21 protein-coding genes and 1 pseudogene are annotated in these 23,781 nt (G+C 52.5%); 10 read left to right on the top strand and 12 right to left on the bottom strand.

Annotation, left to right across the window (positions count from 1 at the left end; translation table 11 throughout):
• Positions 1-3,072 carry an efflux RND transporter permease subunit gene (locus INP79_RS00850; protein WP_194752556.1) on the top strand — a complete coding sequence of 1,024 codons (3,072 nt, stop codon included), beginning with the start codon at positions 1-3 and terminating at the stop codon, positions 3,070-3,072.
• A gap of 68 nt (positions 3,073-3,140) precedes the next feature.
• On the opposite strand, the gene hemW is transcribed toward INP79_RS00850, so the two are convergent.
• The 11 genes and pseudogenes from hemW to INP79_RS00795 all read right to left on the bottom strand — a co-directional run bounded on the left by hemW (position 3,141) and on the right by INP79_RS00795 (position 11,159).
• On the bottom strand, positions 3,141-4,349 hold the full coding sequence (gene hemW / locus INP79_RS00845) for a radical SAM family heme chaperone HemW (protein WP_194752555.1): 1,209 nt from the start codon (positions 4,347-4,349) through the stop codon (positions 3,141-3,143).
• A 60-nt stretch (positions 4,350-4,409) separates the two neighbouring features.
• Positions 4,410-4,722: pseudogene (locus INP79_RS00840) on the bottom strand (HRDC domain-containing protein); the annotation flags it as partial.
• A 29-nt stretch (positions 4,723-4,751) separates the two neighbouring features.
• A complete protein-coding gene (locus INP79_RS00835; RefSeq protein WP_194752554.1) occupies positions 4,752-5,054 on the bottom strand; it encodes a hypothetical protein in 303 nt (100 codons plus the stop codon).
• Positions 5,055-5,077: 23 nt separating this feature from the next.
• Positions 5,078-5,386 (bottom strand): XRE family transcriptional regulator, encoded by a 309-nt coding sequence (locus tag INP79_RS00830; protein ID WP_194752553.1) that lies wholly within the window; start codon positions 5,384-5,386, stop codon positions 5,078-5,080.
• Positions 5,370-5,744, bottom strand: coding sequence for a type II toxin-antitoxin system RelE/ParE family toxin (locus INP79_RS00825; protein WP_194752552.1), 375 nt, complete (start codon positions 5,742-5,744; stop codon positions 5,370-5,372). Before INP79_RS00825 ends, INP79_RS00830 begins: the two co-directional genes overlap by 17 nt.
• 154 nt (positions 5,745-5,898) lie before the next feature.
• Complete coding sequence (gene recQ, locus INP79_RS00820) at positions 5,899-7,725, bottom strand: DNA helicase RecQ (protein ID WP_194752551.1); 1,827 nt, start codon at positions 7,723-7,725, stop codon at positions 5,899-5,901.
• A gap of 10 nt (positions 7,726-7,735) precedes the next feature.
• Positions 7,736-7,951 (bottom strand): hypothetical protein, encoded by a 216-nt coding sequence (locus tag INP79_RS00815; RefSeq protein ID WP_019880825.1) that lies wholly within the window; start codon positions 7,949-7,951, stop codon positions 7,736-7,738.
• Positions 7,948-8,571, bottom strand: a complete 624-nt coding sequence (gene rdgB, locus INP79_RS00810; RefSeq protein WP_019880824.1) for an RdgB/HAM1 family non-canonical purine NTP pyrophosphatase — start codon at positions 8,569-8,571, stop codon at positions 7,948-7,950. The genes INP79_RS00815 and rdgB overlap by 4 nt, the downstream gene beginning before the upstream one ends.
• A 2-nt stretch (positions 8,572-8,573) precedes the next feature.
• Positions 8,574-9,293, bottom strand: a complete 720-nt coding sequence (gene rph, locus INP79_RS00805) for a ribonuclease PH (RefSeq protein ID WP_019880823.1) — start codon at positions 9,291-9,293, stop codon at positions 8,574-8,576.
• Positions 9,294-9,309: 16 nt separating this feature from the next.
• On the bottom strand, positions 9,310-10,227 hold the full coding sequence (locus INP79_RS00800; protein ID WP_194752550.1) for a PP2C family serine/threonine-protein phosphatase: 918 nt from the start codon (positions 10,225-10,227) through the stop codon (positions 9,310-9,312).
• Positions 10,224-11,159 (bottom strand): serine/threonine-protein kinase, encoded by a 936-nt coding sequence (locus INP79_RS00795; protein WP_194752549.1) that lies wholly within the window; start codon positions 11,157-11,159, stop codon positions 10,224-10,226. Before INP79_RS00795 ends, INP79_RS00800 begins: the two co-directional genes overlap by 4 nt.
• Before the next feature lie 157 nt (positions 11,160-11,316).
• Between INP79_RS00795 and INP79_RS00790 the strand changes: the two genes are divergently transcribed.
• The 9 genes from INP79_RS00790 to recG all read left to right on the top strand — a co-directional run bounded on the left by INP79_RS00790 (position 11,317) and on the right by recG (position 21,719).
• Complete coding sequence (locus INP79_RS00790) at positions 11,317-12,222, top strand: YicC/YloC family endoribonuclease (protein WP_194752548.1); 906 nt, start codon at positions 11,317-11,319, stop codon at positions 12,220-12,222.
• A gap of 173 nt (positions 12,223-12,395) precedes the next feature.
• Positions 12,396-13,889, top strand: a complete 1,494-nt coding sequence (locus INP79_RS00785; protein ID WP_194752547.1) for a circularly permuted type 2 ATP-grasp protein — start codon at positions 12,396-12,398, stop codon at positions 13,887-13,889.
• Positions 13,883-14,827: an alpha-E domain-containing protein gene (locus INP79_RS00780; RefSeq protein WP_194752546.1), complete on the top strand. Its 945-nt coding sequence runs from the start codon at positions 13,883-13,885 to the stop codon at positions 14,825-14,827. The genes INP79_RS00785 and INP79_RS00780 overlap by 7 nt, the downstream gene beginning before the upstream one ends.
• An 85-nt stretch (positions 14,828-14,912) precedes the next feature.
• Positions 14,913-15,749 carry a transglutaminase family protein gene (locus tag INP79_RS00775; RefSeq protein ID WP_194752545.1) on the top strand — a complete coding sequence of 279 codons (837 nt, stop codon included), beginning with the start codon at positions 14,913-14,915 and terminating at the stop codon, positions 15,747-15,749.
• Between the two features lie 52 nt (positions 15,750-15,801).
• Positions 15,802-16,539 (top strand): proteasome-type protease, encoded by a 738-nt coding sequence (locus INP79_RS00770; RefSeq protein ID WP_019880816.1) that lies wholly within the window; start codon positions 15,802-15,804, stop codon positions 16,537-16,539.
• Positions 16,536-17,147, top strand: a complete 612-nt coding sequence (gene gmk / locus INP79_RS00765) for a guanylate kinase (RefSeq protein ID WP_194742239.1) — start codon at positions 16,536-16,538, stop codon at positions 17,145-17,147. Before INP79_RS00770 ends, gmk begins: the two co-directional genes overlap by 4 nt.
• A gap of 48 nt (positions 17,148-17,195) precedes the next feature.
• A complete protein-coding gene (rpoZ, locus tag INP79_RS00760; protein WP_194742240.1) occupies positions 17,196-17,411 on the top strand; it encodes a DNA-directed RNA polymerase subunit omega in 216 nt (71 codons plus the stop codon).
• A 6-nt stretch (positions 17,412-17,417) separates the two neighbouring features.
• Positions 17,418-19,634 carry a bifunctional (p)ppGpp synthetase/guanosine-3',5'-bis(diphosphate) 3'-pyrophosphohydrolase gene (locus INP79_RS00755; protein WP_228519657.1) on the top strand — a complete coding sequence of 739 codons (2,217 nt, stop codon included), beginning with the start codon at positions 17,418-17,420 and terminating at the stop codon, positions 19,632-19,634.
• Between the two features lie 18 nt (positions 19,635-19,652).
• On the top strand, positions 19,653-21,719 hold the full coding sequence (recG, locus tag INP79_RS00750) for an ATP-dependent DNA helicase RecG (RefSeq protein WP_194752544.1): 2,067 nt from the start codon (positions 19,653-19,655) through the stop codon (positions 21,717-21,719).
• Here recG and INP79_RS00745 read toward each other — a convergent pair.
• Entirely contained in the window at positions 21,716-23,698 is a 1,983-nt protein-coding gene (locus INP79_RS00745) for a bifunctional diguanylate cyclase/phosphodiesterase (protein ID WP_228519656.1), read from the bottom strand. The genes recG and INP79_RS00745 overlap by 4 nt on opposite strands.
• Positions 23,699-23,781 lie beyond the last annotated feature (83 nt).

Here is a 23,781-nt window from a genome sequence, read left to right as displayed (position 1 = left end):
ATGAATTTTTCGGCCTGGTCTATCCGTAACCCGGTTCCGGCGATTTTGCTGTTTGTGGTGCTGAGTTTTCTCGGCCTGAAATCGCTCAACCAGTTAGGCAAACAAAACTTTCCTGATATTGAATTGCCGGTCATCACCGTTAGCGCTGCGCTGGAAGGTGCGGCGCCGCCGCAGCTGGAAACCGAAGTGGCACGCAAGATTGAAGACAAAATTGCGACCATCGGTGGCATTGAGCATATGACCACCACCATCACTGATGGTAGTGTCAGCATCGCCGTGCAGTTCACCATTGATACCAAAAGTGAAGAGGCACTCAACCTGGTGCGTAATGCAGTGGATAGCGCACGTTCCGAGTTGCCAGCCGCCGTCACAACGCCCACTGTGTCCAAGGTCACGACCTCAGGCAACGCCATTCTCACCTTTGTCGCCTCGGCCGATAATATGGATGAGGGCGAACTGTCCTGGTTTGTGGATAACGAAGTCAGCAAAGCCATGCTGGCGGTCAATGGGGTCGGCAAAATCACGCGTACTGGCGGGGTAGACCGCGAAGTGCAGGTGAACCTGGATCCGACCTTGATGGCTGGGCTGGATGTGGATGTCAGTGATGTGTCGGCACAGCTCAAGCGCGTGCAGCAAGATGCCTCTGGTGGCCGTGGCGATATTGGCGACAATATCCAGTCTGTACGTACCTTGGGGGCCTTGCACAGTGCAGACGAAGTGCGCAATCTCGATATTCCGCTCGGCGATGGCCGCCATATTAAGTTGTCACAAGTGGCCGAGGTGCTGGATACCTATGCCGAGCGCACCACCTATGCCAGCTATGATGGCAAGCCGGTGATCCGTTTTGAAATCACGCGCAGCAAAGGCACCAGCGAAGTCACCGTGGCTAAAGATGTGCGTGAGGCATTGCAAAAGTTTGAACAATTACATCCGCAGGTCAGCATTATCGAAGCATTTAACATGGTCAAGCCGGTAGAAGATAACTACGAAGGCTCCATGCGCCTGTTGTATGAAGGCGCACTGCTGGCGATTCTGGTGGTGTGGTGGTTCTTGCGCGACTGGCGTGCCACCATTATTGCTGCGGTGGCCTTGCCATTGTCCATGATTCCTACCTTTGCCTTTATGCAGTACTTTGGTTTTTCACTCAATGTACTGACTTTGCTGGCCATGGCCTTGGTGGTCGGTATTCTGGTCGATGATGCCATTGTGGAGATTGAAAATATTGTGCGCCATTTGCGCATGGGCAAAACGCCGTATCAGGCGGCCATGGAGGCTGCTGATGAAATCGGGTTTGCCGTGATTGCAACCACGTTTACCCTGGTCGCGATCTTTTTGCCGACCGCCTTTATGGGCGGCATTCCGGGCAAATTTTTCAAACAGTTTGGCATCACGGCAGCCATCGCTATTCTGGGCTCATTAGTGGTGGCGCGCTTGTTAACGCCCATGATGTCGGCTTACCTGCTCAAACCGCATGCGGCTCAAGAGGAAGAGGATTCCTCTTCCATGCGTGTCTATTTGCGCTGGGTAGGCTGGTGCTTGCAACACCGAAAAACCGTGGTGGCAGGATTCATCTTGTTTATTATTGGTTCGTTGAGCCTGATGCCGCTGTTGCCTAAAGGCTTTGTGCCCTCTTCTGACAGTAGCCAGACCAAGGTCAATATTGAGTTACAACCAGGCACGCCGCTGGCGCAAACGCGGCATGTGGTGCAGATGGCCGAACAGATCGTCAAGCAACATCCTGAAGTGAAAGCGGTATTCAGCGCGGCAGGCTCTGCCAGCACGGGCGGCGGCGGGCCAAATGCGTCACAAAACACGACTGATGTGCGTAAAGGTAGTTTGGTGATTAGCCTGACTGACCGTAGCGAGCGCAAACAAAAGCAATCCGAGATTGAAGCGGACTTGCGTGAACGACTGAAAAACCTGCCCGGTGCGCGCGTGACCGTCGGTATCGGCGAATCCGGCGAGAAGCTGCAAATCACCTTGGCCAGTGATGATGCCAATGCCTTAACCAGTGCCAGCCAGCAGTTGCAACAGCAATTGCGCACCCTGAAGGGCGTCGGCAATATTACTTCCAGTGCCAGCTTGCAACGGCCGGAGGTACAGATTATCCCTGATGTCGACAAAGCTGCTGAGCTTGGTGTGACGGTGGAGTCCATTGCGCAAGTGATCCGTGTGGCGACGTCGGGCGACTTTACCAACACCATGCCTAAATTAAACTTGCCGCAGCGCCAGGTGCCGATTCGTGTGCGTCTGGGCCCGAGTGTGCGTACCAGCCTGCAGGAGATTGCGCAATTGCGCGTGCCTTCACGCAACGGTAGCGTCAGTCTGGAAACCGTCGCCACTGTGCGTATGGGCAGCGGTCCGCAGCAAATCGACCGCATGGACCGCATGCGCAATGTCACCTTTGATATTGAGCTCAACAAGCGTCAGATTGGCGAAGTCATGCGCGAAGTGCAGCAACTGCCTGCCATGCAAAATCTGCCGCCTAGCGTGAAGCAGCTTGAGGCAGGTGACGCCAAACGTATGAACGAATTGTTCAGCAGCTTTGGCGGCGCGATGATTATCGGCGTCATGTGCATCTATGTCGTGCTGGTATTACTGTTTGGCGACTTCTTGCAGCCAGTGACGATTCTGGGCGCGCTGCCTTTGTCATTAGGTGGCGCTTTCTTCGCCTTGCTGGTGACGCATAACAGTTTCTCCATGCCAAGTGTGATTGGCCTCTTGATGCTCATGGGCGTGGTGACCAAGAACTCCATTTTGCTGGTGGAATACACCATTATGGCGCGAAAAGAGCGGCAGTTAAGCCGATTTGACGCCATTATCGACGGCTGCCACAAACGCGCCCGGCCAATTATCATGACCACCATCGCCATGGCGGCGGGGATGATGCCGATTGCTCTTGGCTGGAGTGCTGACCCCAGTTTCCGCTCGCCGATGGCGATTACGGTGATTGGTGGGTTGATTACTTCAACCTTGCTCAGCCTGGTGGTGATTCCGGTGTTGTATACCTATGTCGATGATTTGTTGGGCTGGTTGCGCGGTTGGGCGAGATTGGCGCGGAAGCACGTGTAATCTAAAAAATGCAGGTGACTTAAAAACGAGGCGTGCTGAGAGTTGCGCCTCGTTTGCTATTTCAGGAGTTACGGCAAAAACATCCCCAGTAACTCATTCAAAAACCGCTGCCCTTTTAACGTCGGCGCAATCACGCCACTCGTTTGCGCCAACAATCCCTGCAGCTGTGCTTCCTGCAAAGTAGATTGGATACTCCGTAACGGCAATCCCGTGCGCTGCTGAAATAAATCCGCTTCCACACCATCCACCAGCCGTAACGCATTCATCATAAATTCAAACGCCAAATCCTCGCGGCCAATCTGCCACTCACTATCGACCATCTGGCCTTTGGCCACACTCTCCAGATATTTTTTAGGATGCTTATGTCGACTCTGGCGGATAATTTTGTCGTGAAAACTCAGCTTGGAATGCGCACCAGCGCCTATGCCCAAATAATCCCCAAAGGTCCAGTAGTTGAGGTTGTGCTGGCACTGCCGACCAGACTGTGAAAAACCAGAAGTTTCATAATGTTGATACCCATAGCTGGCAAGAACCTTCTCAATTTCCTCTTGCATGGTGGCACTGGTATCGTCATCCGGCAAACTCGGTGGCGTGCGGTGAAACGGCGTGTTGGGCTCCAGCGTCAGGTGATAAAACGACAAATGCGCCGGTTTGATCTGGCAAGCCGTTTCGGCATCTTTCAATGCATCTTCCAGGCTTTGCTCCGGCAATGCATACATCACATCCAGATTCACCTGATCAAAGGTATTTAATGCCAATTCTGCCGCTGCCAGTGCTTGTTCACGATCGTGAATACGCCCTAGTGCTTTAAGATATTGCGGCTGAAAACTCTGAATCCCCAGCGAAACCCGGTTCACACCTGCCTGGCGATAGCCTTGAAAATTAGCGATATCCACCGTACCCGGGTTGGCCTCTAGCGTCACTTCCGCAGCATACTCCAGCGGCGTCAGCATACGCACATGACTCAGAATCTTATCAATCGCCTCAGCGGAGAAAATGCTGGGCGTGCCGCCACCAAAAAACACACTCCGGATTTTGCGCCCCCACACCAACGGCGTCGCCTGCTCCAAATCTGCAATCAGTGCGTCCACATACGCTGCTTCCGGGATTTCCTGGCGAGCCTCATGCGAATTAAAGTCGCAATAAGGGCATTTGCGCACACACCAGGGAATATGGATATACAGCGAAAGTGGTGGTGGGTTGGTGAGGCCACTCAAAGTGACATCACCTTGCAAAGGTGCATCTTTAAGACTATTGGCAGGGTAAATCGGGATCATCCGGACATTTTAACCTGTAACCCTATAATTGAAATCCGGCAAAGTCAGGATTGATGCAGATTAAGCCATTTCCTCTAACACACCCAAAAACTCGTCTCCATACTTCTGCAATTTCGCCTGCCCTATCCCGCTAATCTGCCCCATTTCATCTAATGTCTGTGGCTTGCGATTATGAATCTCCAGCAAGGTACTATCGTGAAAAATCACATACGGTGGCAAGCCCTGCTCTTTTGCCAACTCCAGCCGCTTGGCTTTAAGTGCTTGCCATAACGGATCGTCGTTAGCACCTTCGAAAGCATCTTTGGCTCGGGCGCTGCGTTCGGCTTTGCTCATGCGTTTTTTCGGATTCAGCATCTCGGGTTAGCCAAGCTTCGCAAACTTCAGCGAAGCAAGTTAATATCCCTATTGATTGCACAGGGCAGGAATGAGTCGACGTTGAATTTTGGAGTTAAGATGCTCTAAAAGCGTTTTAGCTTCTGCCAAAATTTCTAGTACCTCAACCACACCGTCGCACTTTAGTGGCTCAAGCGCATTAATCAATGCTTCCACCCTTAAGCCTAAAGACGCTGTCTCAGAGATCTTTATGCTTACACCATATTGACCCAATAATTTAATGAGGCTATTTACTTCGAACTCTGCATAACCAAAATACAAAGTCACAAGGCCTAATGGTCTGATTAAATCTCCCTCGTAAGCACCATTCATTTTATGAATCTAGCTCTACAAACTTATAAATCCGAGAAGCTCTGAATCTTGACCGAACCCTCTGGAAACCTTGCTACGATCTCCAACTCCCCCCCCATAGCCTGAATATGGCTACGCAGGGTTGATAAATACATGTCGGTGCGTTTTTCGATTTTCGCCACAGCAGGTTGCTGAATATGCAGTGCTTCTGCCATCATTTTTTGCGACAAACCACGTGCCTGGCGCAACTCATGCAAAGGCATTTCTTGCAGCATTTGCTCCGTTTTTTGAGTCACTTTGGATTGCGCTTCTGGCGAGAGCGCGGCTTTAAGTGCACTAAAGTTTTTTGCCATCTATCTGTCCTTTCTTTATCAATGCCTTGATATGTTCATCATAGAGTTGATCGGCAACCGGAATATATTTTTCATACCATCTACCATCCCCGGTTTTATCGCCAGCTATCAGCAAAATTGCCACTCTGCGAGGATCAAATGCATACAGTGTCCTGAATGGACGCCCATCGTGCTGTGTTCTCAACTCACGCATGTGGCCATGCCGTGACTGGTTAATTGCTGATGAATGTGGGAAAGGTAACTGGGTGCCTAACGATTCAAGCAAGCCTACAGAAGCGGCAACAGAGACTTGCTCGTCTTCATTCAGTGAATGCCACCAAGCTTCGAACTCATCAGTATATTCAACCAACCATGCCATCGTAGCCCCCCTCAAACATTCCGTCAATGGAATATTTTGCTTTCATATCTTAAACGCAATTATTAAAATATGTTAACAAAATGATGGGCTAAAAAGTGCTGTTGATTTTTACGCGTTGTAGAACGGAGATTTTAATGCATATGAGTTTTTTGATTTAAGCCATTTCTTCAAGCACCTGCAAAAACGCATCCCCATATTTCTGTAACTTCGCCTGTCCTATGCCACTAATCTGCCCCATTTCATCCAATGTCTGCGGCTTGCGGTTATGGATTTCCAGCAAAGTACTATCGTGAAAAATCACATAAGGCGGTACGCCCTGCTCTCTTGCCAGTTCCAACCGTTTGGCTTTAAGCGCTTGCCAGAGTGGGTCATCGTTGGCGCCTGCGAAGGCTTCTTTGGCGCGGGCGCTGCGCTCGGCTTTGCTCATGCGTTTTTCGGGTTCTGCATCGCGGCGTAGCCAGACTTCTTGCTCGCCTTTGAGCACTGGCCTTGCCGCTTCGGTCAGTTTTAAGCCGCCATACGCAGCCATGTCGGCCTCAAGCATGCCAGCCGCAATCAGTTGACGATACACACCACTCCATTGGGCTTGATTGAGGGATTTGCCTATACCAAAGGTGCTGACTTTGTCATGGCCGAAGCGCTCAACTTGCGGGGTGAGTTTGCCGATGAGCACATCGATTAAATGGCCGACACCGAATCTCTGACCAGTGCGGTAAACACAGGAAAGTGCCATTTGGGCGACTTGCGTGGCTTGCCAGGTTTCGACCGGGTGCAGGCAGTTGTCGCATTGATCACAGGCGCCAGGATGGCTTTCGCCAAAGTAGCGCAGAATGGTTTGGTGGCGGCAGGCGGTGGATTCGCAGTAACCGAGCAAGGCATCCAACTTCAGGCGTTCAAGCCGTTTGCGCTCTTCGGAAGCTTCACCGCTATCAAGCATTTGCCGCATGGAGACGACATCGCCCATGCCGTAGACCATCCAGGCATTCGCTTGCAGGCCATCGCGACCGGCGCGGCCGGTTTCCTGATAATAGCCTTCCATGCTTTTTGGCAGGTCTAAATGGGCGACAAAGCGGACGTTAGGTTTATCGATACCCATGCCAAATGCAATGGTCGCCACCATGATAATGCCTTCTTCACGCAGAAAGCGGCGCTGATGATGTTCACGTAATTGCGCGGGTAAACCAGCGTGATAAGGCAACGCTGACCAGCCTTTTTCGACTAGCCAGGCGGCGGTCTCTTCGACTTTTCTGCGCGACAGGCAATAAATGATGCCGGCATCATCTGGGTGCTCACGCTCAAGAAAGGCCTGCAATTGCTGGCGCGCATTATTCTTGATCCCGACGTGGTAGCGGATATTCGGTCGGTCAAAGCTGGAGACAAACTGGGCGGCGTTCTCGAGGTTGAGCTGGCTGATGATTTCGGCGCGCGTAGGCGCATCAGCCGTGGCGGTGAGCGCAATGCGTGGCACTTGCGGAAAGCGCTCATGCAGCACAGTCAACTGGCGATATTCTGGCCTGAAATCATGCCCCCATTGCGACACGCAATGGGCTTCGTCGATGGCAAACAGCGCCAGGCCCACATGCTGGTGCACTTCGTCGAGCAAGCTTAAAAAGCTGCCGACCATGAGCCGCTCGGGGGCGACGTACAAGAGCTTTATTTCGCCTGCGAGCACTTGACGCGTAATGCGGCTATTGTCTTCTGCGCTTAAACTGGAGTTTAAAAAGGCGGCGTTGACGCCTAATTGCTGCAAAGCCTCGACCTGGTCTTGCATGAGGGCGATCAGCGGTGAAACAACAATGGCCAGGCCTTCGCGTGCGAGGGCAGGAATCTGGTAACACAGCGATTTGCCGCCACCCGTAGGCATCAGCACCAGCGCATCGCGCCCGTCGATCACGTGCTCAACGATGGCTTGCTGCTGGTGACGGAACTGCGAGTAACCGAAAACGTCGTGGAGGATTTGCTGCGGTGAGAGACCTGCCATATTGGCAAGCCTATAGCTTGTTGTAAGGATTAACCAGAGTATCGACGAGCGCATGCAACGCAGCACGCATCTGCTCTTCGCTGACTTCCATCAGCAAACCGTCTTCCATTGCATCCTGCGCGATTTGCTTGAGTTCATCAAAATTTTCGGCCATGACTTTGACCTTTTCGGTGCAAGAGACCACCGAACCGTCATCGCGTACCCATTTTGGCCATTCGTTTTTCATACACTGACTCTTTCCAAGGCTTGCAGCAATTTTACCAAAGCCTGACCGCGATGGCTCATGCGGCTTTTCACTTCCAATGGTAATTCGGCAACCGTTTTACGGGTTTCAAGATCCATAAATAACGGGTCATAGCCGAAGCCTTCTGTGCCGCGAAATTCGCGCAAAATTTCTCCACGCCACAGGCCATCGGCAATAATCGGTTGCGGATCTTGTGGCGAACGCACCAGCACCAGCACACTGTAAAAATACGCCTGGCGCTCGCTGATACGTGACAATACTGTGAGCAGTTTATCGTTGTTTCGTTCATCTTGCGTGAGCAGGCTATTGGCCGGTTGCGGCCCAGCATAGCGCGCCGAAATCACACCCGGCGCGCCTTGCAAAGCATCGACACACAGGCCGGAATCATCGGCCAACGCAGGCAAGCCTGTGTGCTGGCTGGCATGACGCGCTTTGGCCAAGGCATTTTCAATAAAGGTGCCGTAGGGCTCGGGGCATTCCGGCACATTAAATTCTGATTGCGACACGATGTCGATATTCAGCGGCGCCAGCACATGCGCAATCTCGCGGATTTTGCCTTTATTGCCAGAGGCAATGACCAGTTTATTAAATGGCAAGGCCATGGTTATTTTGCCAATGCCAGGGTTTGCAGTTGGCCCAGCTCATGAATGCCTTTGGCAGCCAGGTCCAGCATCTGGTTCATAGTATCGCGGCTAAATGGCTCACCTTCGGCTGTGCCCTGAATTTCAACAAAGCCACCGTTGCCGGTCATGACCACATTCATGTCGGTATCGCAGTCTGAATCTTCGATATAGTCGAGATCCAGCACTGGCGTGCCCTGATAGACACCGACTGAGATTGCTGCCACCGAGTCTTTGATGGGCGTTTCGGTGAGCAGGCCTTTTTGCAGCAAGGTGCCCACTGCATCCACCATGGCGACATAAGCGCCGGTGATGCTGGCAGTACGGGTGCCGCCATCAGCCTGGATGACGTCACAGTCAAAATGGATGGTGCGCTCTCCCAGCTTTTGCAGGTCAATCACCGCGCGCAGGCTACGGCCAATCAGGCGCTGAATTTCTTGTGTACGGCCGCTTTGCTTGCCACGTGCGGCTTCGCGGTCCATGCGGCTACCTGTTGAACGTGGCAACATGCCATATTCAGCCGTCACCCAACCCTGGCCTTTGCCCTTCAAAAAACCAGGCACTTTTTCTTCTACGCTGGCAGTGCAAATCACGTGCGTATCGCCAAACTTCACCAGCACTGAGCCTTCGGCGTGCTTGGTGTAATGGCGGATAATTTCGATGGCGCGCAATTGGTCATTGGCACGCTGGCTTGGTCTGATCATGGTTTACAACTTTCTGCTATTTAATATGTTGCCGGGTCCTGCCCAGCGCTTCCTGTATTTCGGCAATCGCCTTTTCAATTTCGTCATCGGTCAGATCCAGCGCATATTGGCTGGGCGGGGCCGTGGTTTCGTTCATCATGGTGGTGGTGACGTCTACTGGTAAATCCAGTGTTGAAATCGTCAACGGACTGGTCACACGTTGCCCCCATTGCAGGGCAATCGCGCTCATATTATCGCCGACAGTAATGCTGGCGGCATCGGCATCATCCAATAAACGGTTCACGCCATCATTGATATCGGCTGCCAGCATATGCTGCGCCATGCTGATATCAGGCACGGTGTTCCATACGCCATCCGAGCACAACATAATGACATCGCCTTCGCGCAGCGGAATCGGCGCCGCCAGTTCTACTTTGGGCGGACGCTCTCCACCCACGCAATTATAAATTTTATTACGGTGCGGGTGATGATCCATCTCCTCTACCGTGATTTTTCCCTCACGCAATAACGATTGCACAACTGAGTGGTCCTCGGTCTGGTGCTCGACCAGGCCGTTCCGATACAGGTATAAGCGGGAGTCACCCACATGGGCGCAAAACAGTTTGTTGTGCTGGATCAGCGCGACAACAATGGTGGTGCGTGGCGATTCCAGCAAACGTTTTTGCAAACGCACATTTTCGATCACATCATGCGCACGGGCAATTTGCTCACGCAGAAATTGTGCAGGTTGGGTAATTAAAGGCTGCGATTCACGCTGGAAGGCCTCTATCATGGTTTTCACCGCGATTTCGGCGGCCACATCGCCATGCTGGTGGCCGCCCATACCATCGGCCAACACCATAAAAATGGCGTGCCTGTGATAAGAATATGCCAGCCGATCCTGATTGTAAGGCCGCGGCCCCTGGCGGCTACCTTGTGCAATGGTGAATTTCATAGCGGTTTATTCAATACCTTGATGATTTTATCCACCAGCGAACCGCGAGGGTCTTCTACCACGCGGATGCCGATCATTTTTTTCTGTAATGAGAACACGCTTTGCGGCCGTAACAGGTAGTCCAGCTGCATGCATTCATCAATAATCGCCAGCAATTTCTCAGAGTATATCTGTTTACCGAGCTCAGTCGCAGGCACCAGCGTATCATCTTTCAGGCGCGCATTGGCCGAAATGGGCGATGCACGTTGCAAACAGGCATACATGCTGGCGCCTATGCTGTAAATATCACTCCACGGGCCCAGGTGTTTACGGTCTATATATTGTTCCGGCGGCGCAAAGCCCGGTGTGTAAGTCGGCGCCAATGTCACCTCAGACAAGGCCTGGCGTGCCGATCCGAAGTCCAGCAACATAGGCGAACCATCGAGACGGATATAAATATTGGCGGGTTTGATATCCAGGTGCAGTAATTTGCGTGTATGCACCTCGCGCAAGCCATTGAGCAACTCAACAAACATGCGGATCAGGAAACTCTCAGGCACCGGCTGCGACAAGGCCATGATGTAATCTTGCAGCGACTTGCCACGCTCATACTTCATGACCATGTAAACGGTATTGTTGGCACGGAAGAAGTTTTTCACTCGCACGATATTCTTGTGCTCGATATTGGCCAGCGCCAGGCCTTCCTCAAAAAAGCACTTCATGCCATGTTTGTAGGCGGCTTCATTTTTACCATTGGAGCGGATATGCGTATGTTCGTCACGTTCTGCCAGCGTCACCGGCATATATTCTTTAATGGCAACGGTGTTTTTTTGCGGATCTTGCGCCAGATAGACGAAACTAAACCCGCCCAGACTCAACACCCGTGTAATGGTGTAGTCATGCAGCGCAGTGCCTACCGGCAAGGCAAAATCAAATTTATTAGAGAGCTTCACTAACGCTTTAACGTCACAATCATGGCTTTTTTAAGGGAAACCTTGCATTCAGTCGCGTGCCCGGCACGCATAAAAGCAGGTTTCTTTTATCTATGCGCTATTTTCGCATATCGATAGCGCATTTGATACAATCGTCCCGTTTGCCCGGAGCGCGATAATGACTGCCAACAAAACCACAGAAAAAGAAACCAAAAACGCACAGCCCATTTTAAGCATGACCGGCTTTGCTGCAAGTGAAGCCCGCTTTCCTGGTGGCCTGCTGCTGATCGAATTGCGGGCAGTGAATCATCGCTACCTTGAACTCAATGTCAAAATTGAAGACAGCCTGCGCCAGTTCGAAGCGCAAATTCGCGAACAATTACAGACAAGGCTCGGTCGCGGCAAAATCGAATGCCGCATGAGCCTCAAGAGTGACAACGCAGCCACCACACTGGCGCTCAACCCGGCTATGGTGGCGCAAATTGCACAAACGCTCAGCGAGCTGCAACAGCATTTTCCGCAGGCGCAACCAATCAACCTGGTCGACGTGTTCAAACTGCCCGGCGTCTTGCAAACCGAAGCGGTGGATGCCGAAGCCATGGCACAAGGCGTACAAACCGGCCTGTCACGCGGCATTGATGAACTGATTGCTGCACGCGCACGTGAAGGCGAAAAGCTCAAACAGGTATTACTCGACCGCCTGCAAGGCGTGCGTGAGCAAATCAGCATTGTGAAACCCCTGCTGCCAGCGCTGGTGAGCCAATACCAGGAAAAACTCACGGCCAAACTGCGCGAAGCCATGCAAGCCGATGACGACCGTGTGCGCCAGGAAATCGTACTCTACGCGCAACGTATTGATGTAGACGAAGAGCTGGCGCGCCTGCAATCTCACATCACTGAAATGGACCGCATCCTCAGTGCTGGTGGGGCCATGGGCAAAAAACTGGACTTTTTAATGCAGGAAATGAACCGTGAAGCCAATACGCTGGGGTCAAAATCGGTCGCGATTGAAACCACGCAAGTTTCCATGCAGCTCAAAGTGCTGATCGAACAAATGCGCGAGCAAATCCAGAACATTGAATAAACACCTCACACTGCACCAAAATCGTGACACCAAAACGCACCGAAATGGTGCGTTTTGCTTTTTTAGCAACAGCGAATAATCAATAACAATATGATTTAAAACACTATTCTTTGCTGGCACACGGCTTGCTCTTATTTAATTGAATTTTACAAGTAAGGCAAAGGTCCAGCATCATGACGCAATCGGCCAAACAGTTTTTCGATGAAATGCAGGGCTATGGGGGCAATGTCCGGGCGATTTACCAGGCGTATAACCGCTGGTTAAGCGATGTACCCACACAACAGCTGGCAGCCAAGCGTGCCGAAGCTGAAGTATTGTTTCGCCGCGTGGGCATTACATTTAACGTTTATGGTGAAGAAGACGGTGCCGAGCGTTTGATTCCGTTTGACGTGATTCCACGCATGATTTCTGCCAGTGAGTGGGCACACCTGGCCAAAGGCGCCGTGCAACGCGTGCGCGCACTCAATATGTTTCTGCATGATATTTATCATGACCAGGAAATCATCAAAGCCGGCATCGTCCCCAATAGTATTTTAAGCAATTCGCAATACCGCCCGGAAATGGTGGGCGTCAATGTGCCTAACCAGGTCTATGCGCATGTGGCCGGTATCGACCTGGTGCGCACCAGCGAATCGCAGTTTTATGTGCTGGAAGATAATTTGCGCACGCCTTCAGGCGTCTCTTACATGCTGGAAGACCGCAAAATGATGATGCGGTTATTCCCGGATTTATTTAAAAAATACCCGATTGCACCGGTCGAGCATTACCCACACGTGTTACTCAACAATTTGCGCTCGGTCGCGCAAACCGGTGTCACTGACCCGACAGTGGTCCTGCTTTCTCCAGGCGCTTATAACAGCGCCTACTTTGAACATGCCTTCCTCGCCCAGCAAATGGGCATCGAGCTGGTGGAAGGCCAAGATTTGTTTGTCCGTAATAACGCCGTCTACATGCGCACCACACAAGGCCCGCAAAGGGTGGATGTGATTTACCGCCGCATCGACGACGACTTCCTTGACCCTCTGGTGTTCAAGCCCGACTCCCTGTTGGGCGTGCCAGGTCTGCTCTCCGTCTACCGCAATGGTGGCGTCACGTTAGCTAACGCCGTAGGCACCGGCGTGGCTGATGACAAGGCGACGTATGTCTACGTGCCGGAGATGATTAAGTTCTATCTGGGTGAGTCTCCCATCCTGCAGAACGTGCCTACGTATCAACTCAGCAAGGAAGATGATCTGGCCTACGTGCTAGATCATCTGCCCGAGCTGGTCGTGAAAGAAGTACAAGGCTCCGGCGGCTACGGCATGCTGGTCGGCCCGACTGCCAGCAAGCAGGAAATCGAAGAATTCCGTTTACGGATTGTCTCCAAACCGTCCAATTACATTGCACAGCCTACGCTGGCGCTGTCTACCTGCCCAACGCTGGTCGACCAGGGCATTGCACCGCGCCATGTCGACCTGCGCCCCTTTGTGCTGTCGGGCAAAACCGTCAGTGTGGTGCCCGGTGGCCTCTCGCGCGTGGCGCTCAAGGAAGGCTCATTGGTGGTTAACTCCTCACAAGGCGGCGGCACCAAAGATACCTGGGTGCTGGAACGCGATGATGTCAGTGTAGAAACCATGCAGTCGCAAATGGCTGCACAACAAGCGAATCAAGAGGCCGTGATATGTTAAGTCGTACCGCAGATCATTTATATTGGATGGCGCGTTATATCGAGCGCACCGAAAACGTTGCACGCGTGCTGGATGTGACTTACAACATGTCGTTACTGCCTTCTGACAGCAGCAACGAAGAAGAACTCTGGGATACGGTATTGGAAATTGCAGGTATTCGCGACATTTATGACAAAACCTATAAAGAGCTTAATGCCGCCAATGTGATTAAACATCTGGTGATGGATAGCAGTAATCCTTCGAGCATCTACAGCTCGTTGCGTAGCGCACGTGAAAATGCCCGTGCCGTACGCGTGGCCATGACCACAGAAACCTGGGAAAACATGAATACGCTGTGGCTGGAATTTGGCCAATATATCAAGCAGGACCTGACACAGACTGGCTTGAGCGAGTTTTGTGAATGGGTCAAAAGCCGCTCGCACTTGTTCCGCGGCGTGTGCTTTGGCACCATGCTGCGCGATGAAGCATTTAGCTTTGTGCGCCTGGGCACCTTTATGGAACGTGCTGACAATACCGCACGCCTGCTCGATGTGAAATATGAGTTTTTAATCCCCATGCAGGAGGCCAATGACGGCGCGGTAGATTATTACGAATGGAGTGCCGTGCTACGCTCGGTATCAGCCTTCCAGGCCTACCAGAAAGTCTACCGCGATGCGATTGAGCCGATGAAAGTGTCTGAACTACTGATTTTGCGTGAAGACATGCCACGTTCACTGCACGCCTGTTACGCTGAAATCATGCCGATTTTGCGCCAGGTGGCCGGTAGCCGCCAAACCGAGGCCGAGCGCCTGGCCGGACAAATGCATGCCAAACTGCACTACGGCCGCATGCTGGATATCGTCAAAGATGGCGTACACCACTTTTTGGATGAGTTTATTCTGGCCAACCGCAAACTGGGTGAAGAAATACAACGCAATTTTTTAAGTGCGACGGCCTGACAACGACAATAGATTGCCATGAACCCCCTCATGCGCAGACTGTTTAACACAGCGCTGCGCTTTTTTACTTTGGCACACCACACACATGCTGCTCAATATTGAACACCAGACCCACTATGCTTTCAGTGATATGGCGCAATACACCATTCAGCAACTGCGCCTGACACCACGCAATGGTCACGGCCAGCAAGTCAACCATTGGCAAATCAAGGTCAATGGGCAGCTGGCTGCGTTTGAGGATGCCTTTGGCAATCTGGCGCATACCCTGGTCATCGACCAGCCGCATAATGAATTGCTCATCGCCGTATGCGGCGAAGTAGAAACCGGCGTGGCGGATATGGACGCGCACCAACCATTGCCAGTGGAGATTTTTCTGCGCGATACGCCATTGACCCAGGCCGATGCCGCCATGACGACGTTTGCCCAGCGTTTTGCCAATGCCCCACTCACAGACATGATGCAGGCACTGCGCGCGCAGATGCAATACATCTCAGGCGCGACCCAGGTCGATACCTCGGCAGCCGAGGCCTTCAGGCTTGGCAAAGGGGTTTGCCAGGACCATGCGCATGCTTTTATTGGCTGTTGCCATAGCCTGGGGCTGCCCGCACGGTATGTCAGCGGTTATCTGTTCACCGAAAACGGCAACCTGATGCAAACGCATGCCTGGGTGGATGTGTGGCAACACGATCAATGGCTAGGGCTGGATGTGTCTAACGGCACATTGGTAAACGAAACGCATGTCAGATTGGCCTCTGGCCTGGACTATCGTAGCGCCAGTCCGATCACGGGTTCGCGTATCGGTGGCGGCACAGAGGGCATGGCGAGCATGGTCAGTGTCAACCAGCACATTGGCCTGACAGATAAACAGCGCGAGCAGCATAAACAACAGCTACGGCAGCAGGCACAAAGTGCGCAGCAGTAGCTTGCCCGTGCATGCTATGATGACTTTTAAACATTAACCTTCTTCTTTTCTTATGACTTATTGTGTCGGTATTTTGCTGCAACAAGGCCTGGTATTGGCTTCTGATACGCGCACCAACGCTGGTGTCGACCAGGTAGCGATTGCGCCCAAAATGCACCTATTTGAAGTGCCGGGCGAGCGCATGATTGTACTGCTGACGGCGGGCAATCTGGCGATTACCCAATCGGTGGTCAACCTGTGCCGTGAACAGCTCAAATCGCCTGAACCACACGCCCACCTGCATAACGTGCAGTCGCTGTTTGAAGCAGCCAGTGTCGTCGGCGCAGCCATGCGCACCGTGCATCAGCGCGATGGCAAAGCCCTCAAGGAACATAGCATAGACTTTAGCGCCAGCATTCTGGTAGCCGGGCAAATCAAAGGCGAGCAGCCGCGCCTGTTTAATGTCTATGCGGCAGGCAATTTTATTGAAGCCACCTCGGACACGCCTTATCTGCAAATCGGCGAGACCAAATATGGCAAGCCAATCATCGACCGCGTGATCAAACATCAAACCAATGTCACAGATGCGGTAAAATGCGTGCTGATTTCATTTGACTCCACCATCCGCAGCAATATTTCTGTGGCTTTACCGATTGACTTGATGATATACCGCACTGACACCTTTAGCGCCGATTGTCGGCAACGCCTGACGGAAGATGATCCTTATTACGCCTGCATCCGCAAAGGTTGGGGCGAAGGCCTGAAATCCGTTTTTTCTTCACTGCCTAACCCGGAATGGTGTGCATCATGAGCCATGGTCATTTATATGTGATTTCCGCTGCCTCTGGTGCTGGCAAAACCAGCTTGGTACGTGCCATGCTGGCGCAAGACCCGATTCTAAAACTGTCGGTATCACACACCACCCGTACCCCGCGCCCGGGCGAAGAAGACGGCATCCATTACCATTTTGTCTCAGAAGCCGAGTTTTTGGGCATTCTGGATAACGGCGGCTTTCTCGAAAGCGCCCATGTACACAGTGCCCGCTATGGCACGGCACAAAGCGAAGTGGAAAATGCACTGGCATCCGGCCGTGATGTGATTCTTGAAATCGACTGGCAAGGCGCACAGCAGATACGCAAACTGTTCCCGCAAGTCACCTCCATCTTTATTTTGCCGCCCTCGATTGAAGCGCTGGCGCACCGCCTGAACAATCGTGGCCAGGACAGTGAAGCCGTGATTACGCAACGCCTGGCCGCAGCACGTGAGGAGATGCGTCACGTGCATGAGTTTGATTATGTTACAATTAATGATAATTTTGACGTGGCCTTGCAGGATCTGATGGCGATTGTTCGCGCCCAGCGCTTGCAGTTAAACCGCCAGGTTGCCTGCCACGCGTCATTGATTCAATCACTTACCTGACCCAGCGCGCCTGCCGCTGTGTGCAGGCTCATATATTAAGAGGTTTTTATGGCTCGTATTACTGTCGATGATTGCTTGGACAACATCTCTAACCGTTTTCAATTGACTTTGGTCGCCGCTTACCGCGCCAGACAATTGGCGAATGGCTCAGACCCATTAGTCAGCGGTTATTCACAAAAAGACAAGCCAACCGTGATTGCACTGCGTGAAATCGCCGCCGGTAAAGTAGGCGTAGAGCTGTTAGAGAAAAAGGGCCAAGCATAAACAGTTATGCCGCAAAGCCAAGGCGACGCTGCCCATCGCAAGTCCAGGCCTCCTCTGGAGGAAGTGGACTTGCTCCCTGCTGACCGTGAGGATTCCCCCCTTACCCAGCTGATCCGCAAGTATCTCAATGAAGAAGAAGTGCAACTGGTCTGGCAAGCGTATCGCTATGCCGAGCAGGCGCATGCCGGTCAAACCCGCAAAACCGGCGAACCCTACATTACCCACCCGATTTCTGTGGCCTGCATCCTGGCCAAACTGCATCTCGACTTGCCCACGCTGCTGGCGGCTTTGCTGCATGATGTAGTGGAAGATACAGAGGTCGACAGTGCGGCGATTGCCGAGCGCTTTGGCAAACAGGTGGCTGACCTGGTGGACGGCCTGACCAAGCTGGACAAGGTGGAACTGCAAACCGCCACCCAGGCGCAAGCCGAAAATTTCCGCAAAATGCTGCTGGCCATGAGCCAGGATGTGCGCGTTATTTTGGTCAAACTGGCCGACCGCTTGCACAATATGCAAACGCTGGAGGCGATGCGCCCGGAAAAACAAAAACGCATCGCGCGCGAAACGCTGGAAATTTATGCGCCAATTGCCAACCGGCTGGGTCTGAACCCGATTTACCATGAGCTGGAAGACCTTAGCCTCAAGTACCTGTACCCTAATCGCCACCGGGTGATTGATAAGGCGATTCGCCTGGCGCGCGGCAACCGCAAAGAAGTCATCAGCAAAATCCAGGACGCTATTGAGAACCAGCTGACGCAATACCAGATTGAATATGATGTACAGGGGCGCGAAAAGCACCTTTACAGCATTTATAAGAAAATGGCTGAGAAATCGATGAAATTGTCGCAAATTGGCGACATTTACGGTTTTCGCGTCATCGTTAAAGACACGGCCGCCTGCTATCTGGCGCTTGGCGCATTGCATGCCTTGTATAAGCCGATTCCAGGCCGCTTCAAAGACTATATTGCCATCCCTAAAGCCAACGGTTACCAATCGCTGCATACCACGCTGTTCGGCCCCTTCGGTACGCCCATCGAGGTACAAATCCGCAGCCAGGAAATGCACAACATTGCCGATGCTGGCGTGGCCGCGCACTGGCTATATAAAACCACCGATGCACACCTGACCAAATTGCAACAGCAAACCCACCAGTGGTTGCAACGCCTGGTTGAAATCCAGACCGAGAGTGACGACAGCCACGAGTTCCTGGAGAACTTTAAAGTCGACCTGTTCCCGGACGAAGTCTATGTGTTCACGCCTAAAGGCAACATCATGGCCTTGCCACGCGGCTCGACCGCGGTCGACTTTGCCTACGCCGTGCACTCTGATGTCGGTAACAGTTGTGTCGCAGTGAAAATCAATAATGAACTGGCCCCGCTGCGTACCGAGATGCGCAACGGGGATCATGTCGAAATCATCACCGCGCCGCTGGCGAAACCCAATCCGGCCTGGCTCAACTATGTGGTCACCGGCAAGGCGCGCTCGCATATCCGCCATTACCTCAAAACGGTGAAGGTGGAGGAGTCGGCACAGCTAGGCGAACGCATGCTAAATGTGGCTTTACGCGCCATGCATATCGAACCGGCAGAAATTACCGACAAGCAGTGGCAAAAAGTCATGAACGACTATGGCAGCAAAACCCGCCAGGCCATTTTGACCGACATCGGCCTCGGCAAGCGCAACAGCCTGATGGTGGCACACCAGTTGCTGGCGCATCCGGCAGATGCAGAAGAGAAGTCCGGCAAAGTGCTGGATACCATTACCATCCGCGGTTCGGAAGGCATGGCCGTACAGTTTGCGCCCTGCTGCCGCCCGATTCCAGGTGACCCTATCCTGGGCTTTATTAATAAAGACAAAGGCCTGGTCATTCATACCCACGATTGCCCGGCCATCCGCAAGTTCAGGCTGGATCCGGAAAAATGGCTGGATGTGGAGTGGGATGCCGACCCGAAAAAACTGTTCAGCGTCAACCTGCGCATTACGGTGGTCGACGAGCGCGGCATGCTGGCCAAAATTGCGGCAACCATCTCTAATGCAGATGCCAACATTGATAATGTCAGTGTTGAATCCAGTGATGGCAGCCAGTACTCCAATGTGAACTTTACGGTGCAAGTGCATAACCGTGTGCACCTGGCGACCCTGATCCGCAACCTGCGCAAAATTCAGCAAATCGTGCGCATCAACCGGGTCAAAGGCAACCAGCTGGAACAACGTATCCAGTAAACCAGCGGTGATGCCAGCATGCGTCCCTTGAACGACATCAAAGGCTTCACACCCGCCGTGTGCAGCCAGCTGGCAAAACTGCATATTCATTCAGTGCAGGCCTTGTTGCTGCATTTACCGCTGCGCTACCTGGACGAAACCCGCATCACGGCCATCCGCGATTTACGATTGGGTGAGCAAACGCAAATCGAAGGCGTGGTAGTACACAACGAAGTGGCCTACAAGCCACGCAAAATGCTCAATGTCAGGTTGCAGGATGACACTGGCATCATCAACCTGCGCTTTCTGCATTTTTATCCCAGCCAGATAGCCGCCATGCAAACCGGCCAGCGTTTGCGCGTGTTTGGTGAAGTGCGGCCGGGATTTTTCGGCTATGAAATGGTGCATCCGACTCAACGTAAAGTCGGTGAAGATACCCCGGTCAGCAGTGCGCTGACGCCCGTCTACCCAACTACCGCCGGCTTAAGCCAGTCCACCATACGCAAAGCCGTCAACCGTGTATTACAAGCAGAGTATTTACAAGAAACCCTGCCAGGCTGGGTATACCAGTCCATGCAATTGCCCGACTTCGCCAGCAGCCTGCAGTTGCTGCACCAACCCCAAGCAGAAATATCTCTGGCAACACTGGAGGACCACTCGCATCCGGCCTGGCAACGCCTGGCTTACGACGAACTGCTGGCACAACAGCTGTCCATGCGCCAGCATTATGCGCGTCGCAAGCAATCGCGCGCACCTGCCATCTCTGCCTCACACACACTGGTTGCCCGCCTGCTGGCCAGCCTGCCGTTTACACTGACGGCCGCCCAGCAAAAAGTGGTGGCAGAAATTGAACACGACCTGAGCCAGCCACACCCCATGCAACGCCTGTTACAAGGCGATGTCGGCAGTGGTAAAACCATTGTTGCCTGCTTGGCAGCCTTGCAACTCATAGAACACGGCTGGCAAGTGGCCATGATGGCGCCCACCGAAATTCTGGCCGAACAACATTACAAAAAACTCAGCGACTGGTTGCAACCATTAGGCATCACCATCGCCTGGCTCACCGGCAGCCAGCCGAAAAAAGAACGTGAGCAATCACTGTCACGCATTGCCAGTGGAGAAGCCATGCTCGCCGTCGGCACCCATGCCCTGTTTCAGGATGAGGTGCAGTTCAAACAATTAGGGTTAGCGATTGTCGATGAACAACACCGCTTTGGTGTCGGCCAACGCCTGGCACTGCGCAAAAAGGGCACGGCCAGTCAGGGTCGTGGTCAATTACTGGAACCACACCAGCTCATGATGTCGGCCACGCCGATTCCGCGTACCTTATCCATGAGCTATTACGCCGATCTCGACGTGTCGGTGATTGATGAACTGCCCCCTGGCCGCACACCGATTGTGACCAAACTGGTGGCCGATGACAGGCGCGATGAAATTTTGCAGCGCGTCCATGATGCCTGCGCCCAAGGCCATCAGGCCTACTGGGTATGCCCGCTGATTGAAGAGTCGGAAGCGCTGCAACTGCAAACCGCCAATGACACTTTTGCCTATATGCAAGAGGCATTCCCGGAACTCAAAGTCGGCCTGGTGCACGGCCGCATGAAATCGGCAGAAAAGCAGGCGGTGATGCAGGCCTTTTCTGCCAATGAGATTCACCTGCTGGTCGCCACCACCGTGATTGAAGTCGGTGTCGATGTACCGAATGCGAGTTTAATGGTGATCGAACATGCTGAGCGCATGGGCCTGAGCCAGTTACACCAGCTACGTGGCCGCGTCGGCCGTGGCGCAGCCAAGAGTACCTGCATTTTGCTCTATAGCAAACAGCAATGTTCGCAAATTGGGCGGCAGCGATTGAAGGTGATTTTTGAGAGTAACGATGGTTTTCAAATTGCCCAGGCCGATTTACATATCCGCGGCCCCGGCGAATTGCTGGGCACGCGCCAGAGTGGTGTACCCATGCTTAAAATTGCCGATCTGGAACGCGATATGCAATTACTGGAGACAGCCAAGATCCAGGCGGATCAACTATTGAAACGCGACCCTGCTGCCGTCGCTGCGCACCTGCAGCGCTGGTTAAGCCAGGGCGAAGAGTGGATCAAGGTCTAGCTGAGTCGGCTACGTAATACTTTACGCTGACTGGTAGCAGATGACACGGTGCCGCCATGCAGCGCCGCTTGCAAATTGGCCTCAAACTCGTGCAAAGGCAGCGGACGGCTAAACAAATAACCTTGAAAGGCGTGGCAACCCATGTTTTGCAGCATGACCATTTGCTGCTGCATCTCCACCCCTTCAGCAATCACACTGTGGCTCAGGTTTTTGCCCATGTTGATGATGGTTTGCACAATAAATGAATCGTAGTTGTTATGGACGATGTCCTTGATAAAGCTACGATCTATTTTTAATTCGTCCAGCGGCAGCCGCTTCAAGACCGACAACGAAGACTGGCCAATGCCGAAGTCATCCAGCGAAAAAGTGATGCCCAGCACTTTTAAAGCATTGATTTTCTCGATCACTTCATCGATATTTTTCACAATCAGGCTTTCGGTCAACTCCAGCCGCAAACAGCTTGCGTTGCAACCACTCGCCAACACGGTTTCTTTCACCATCTGCACAAAGTCCGGCTGGCTGAATTGGATGGCACTGACATTGACCGACAATTTAAGCTGGGCAGTATGCACAGACTGTGACCAGTGCTTAAGTTGCTGGCAAGCTTGCGCCAGCACCCATTGCCCAATCGAGACAATTTCACCGGTTTCTTCGGCAATCGGAATAAACTGGTCTGGCGGAATCATGCCCAGCGTCGGATGTTGCCAGCGTAATAATACTTCCGCGCCTGTAGGCTGTTGTAACTCATTGACTTGCACCTGGTAATACAACAAGAACTGCCTGCTCTGCAAGGCAAATGCCAGATCATTTTCCAAGGTGGCACGCATTTCTACCGCCGGGTGCACGGCCTCGTCATACATTTGGATACTGTTGAGGTTATCCGATTTTTTAGCCTGATACATAGCAATATCGGCGCGCCGTAACACTTCATCCTCTTTCAACAAGTCGCCCAGAAACAGGCAAATACCAATGCTGGGAGCGGTACGGTATTTACTGTTTTGCAGCTCGAAAGGCTGTGAAAACACTGCCATCATTTTTTCGGCAGTGGTCTGCGCAGCAGTAATCGCTTCTGCCTTGTCGGTAGATAACTCGTCGAGCACGGCAATAAACTCATCGCCGCCCATGCGGGCAATGGTGTCTTTTTTACGCAAGCATTGTTGCAGCCTAAAAGCGACTTGTTGCAACAACTCATCTCCCGCCTGGTGCCCTTTACTGTCGTTCAGGCCTTTGAAATTATTCAGGTCCAGGCACAATACGGCGCCATAGCTCTGATGGCGCACACAGCGGGCAAATGCCTGATTCAAGCGGTCTGTCAGTAAACGGCGGTTTGGCAGGCCGGTTAAAAAGTCATAATAAGCCAGCTGATGTACCTTTTTGTTATCCAGATTGGAGGCAATCCGCAACGAGATATTTTCACGTAAGCTGTTAGCCAGGCTGCGGCCTGCCACCGTCACATAGAACACATACACCATAAACAACACGGCGAGCGCCAGGGAGACTGAGCTGCCATGAATCAAAAAGCGCGGAATCATGAATAACACGATGCCACCGCTAAACAGGTTGGTGCTTAAGGTGTCGACTGAATAAATAATGATGCCCGCCCCAGACACCCCAACCAGCGCGAAAATCAGAAACGCCTGATGTGCGGTGTCGGCTTCTGGGAAAAGAAGGATGCCACCCAAGCCCCAGGCCAGGCCGCAAAAACAGGTGCTGGCGCGAAACCACTGTAGCCATTGGCGGCTATGCAGTTCACGTTGCTGGTCTTTTTCGTATTGATAGGTCAGGTAAGCACGAATGCCATAAGCCACCAAGAAAATGCTGGACCACACGGCGAGGATAGCATGGTCGATGAGGTGCCATTGCACTAGCAAAAGCGCAATCATGACCACGATGGCAGCCATCAATGATCTTCGATTGTTTGCATACAGCATGCCGACAATTTCTGCGTGCAATGCCGATGATTCCGCCGTCGTGTTCAACGCACGTATCCCCTATATATATTATTGTTAATCTCTTAACAACGGTTATGTCAGGCTGATACTTTAAGTTTACACACTTATCA

Origin of the sequence: Methylophilus sp. QUAN, assembly GCF_015354445.1 — a bacterium.
Lineage (GTDB): Bacteria > Pseudomonadota > Gammaproteobacteria > Burkholderiales > Methylophilaceae > Methylophilus.
The sequence above is the reverse complement of the archived record's forward strand: the minus strand, read 5'-3'. Positions and strand labels throughout refer to the sequence as shown.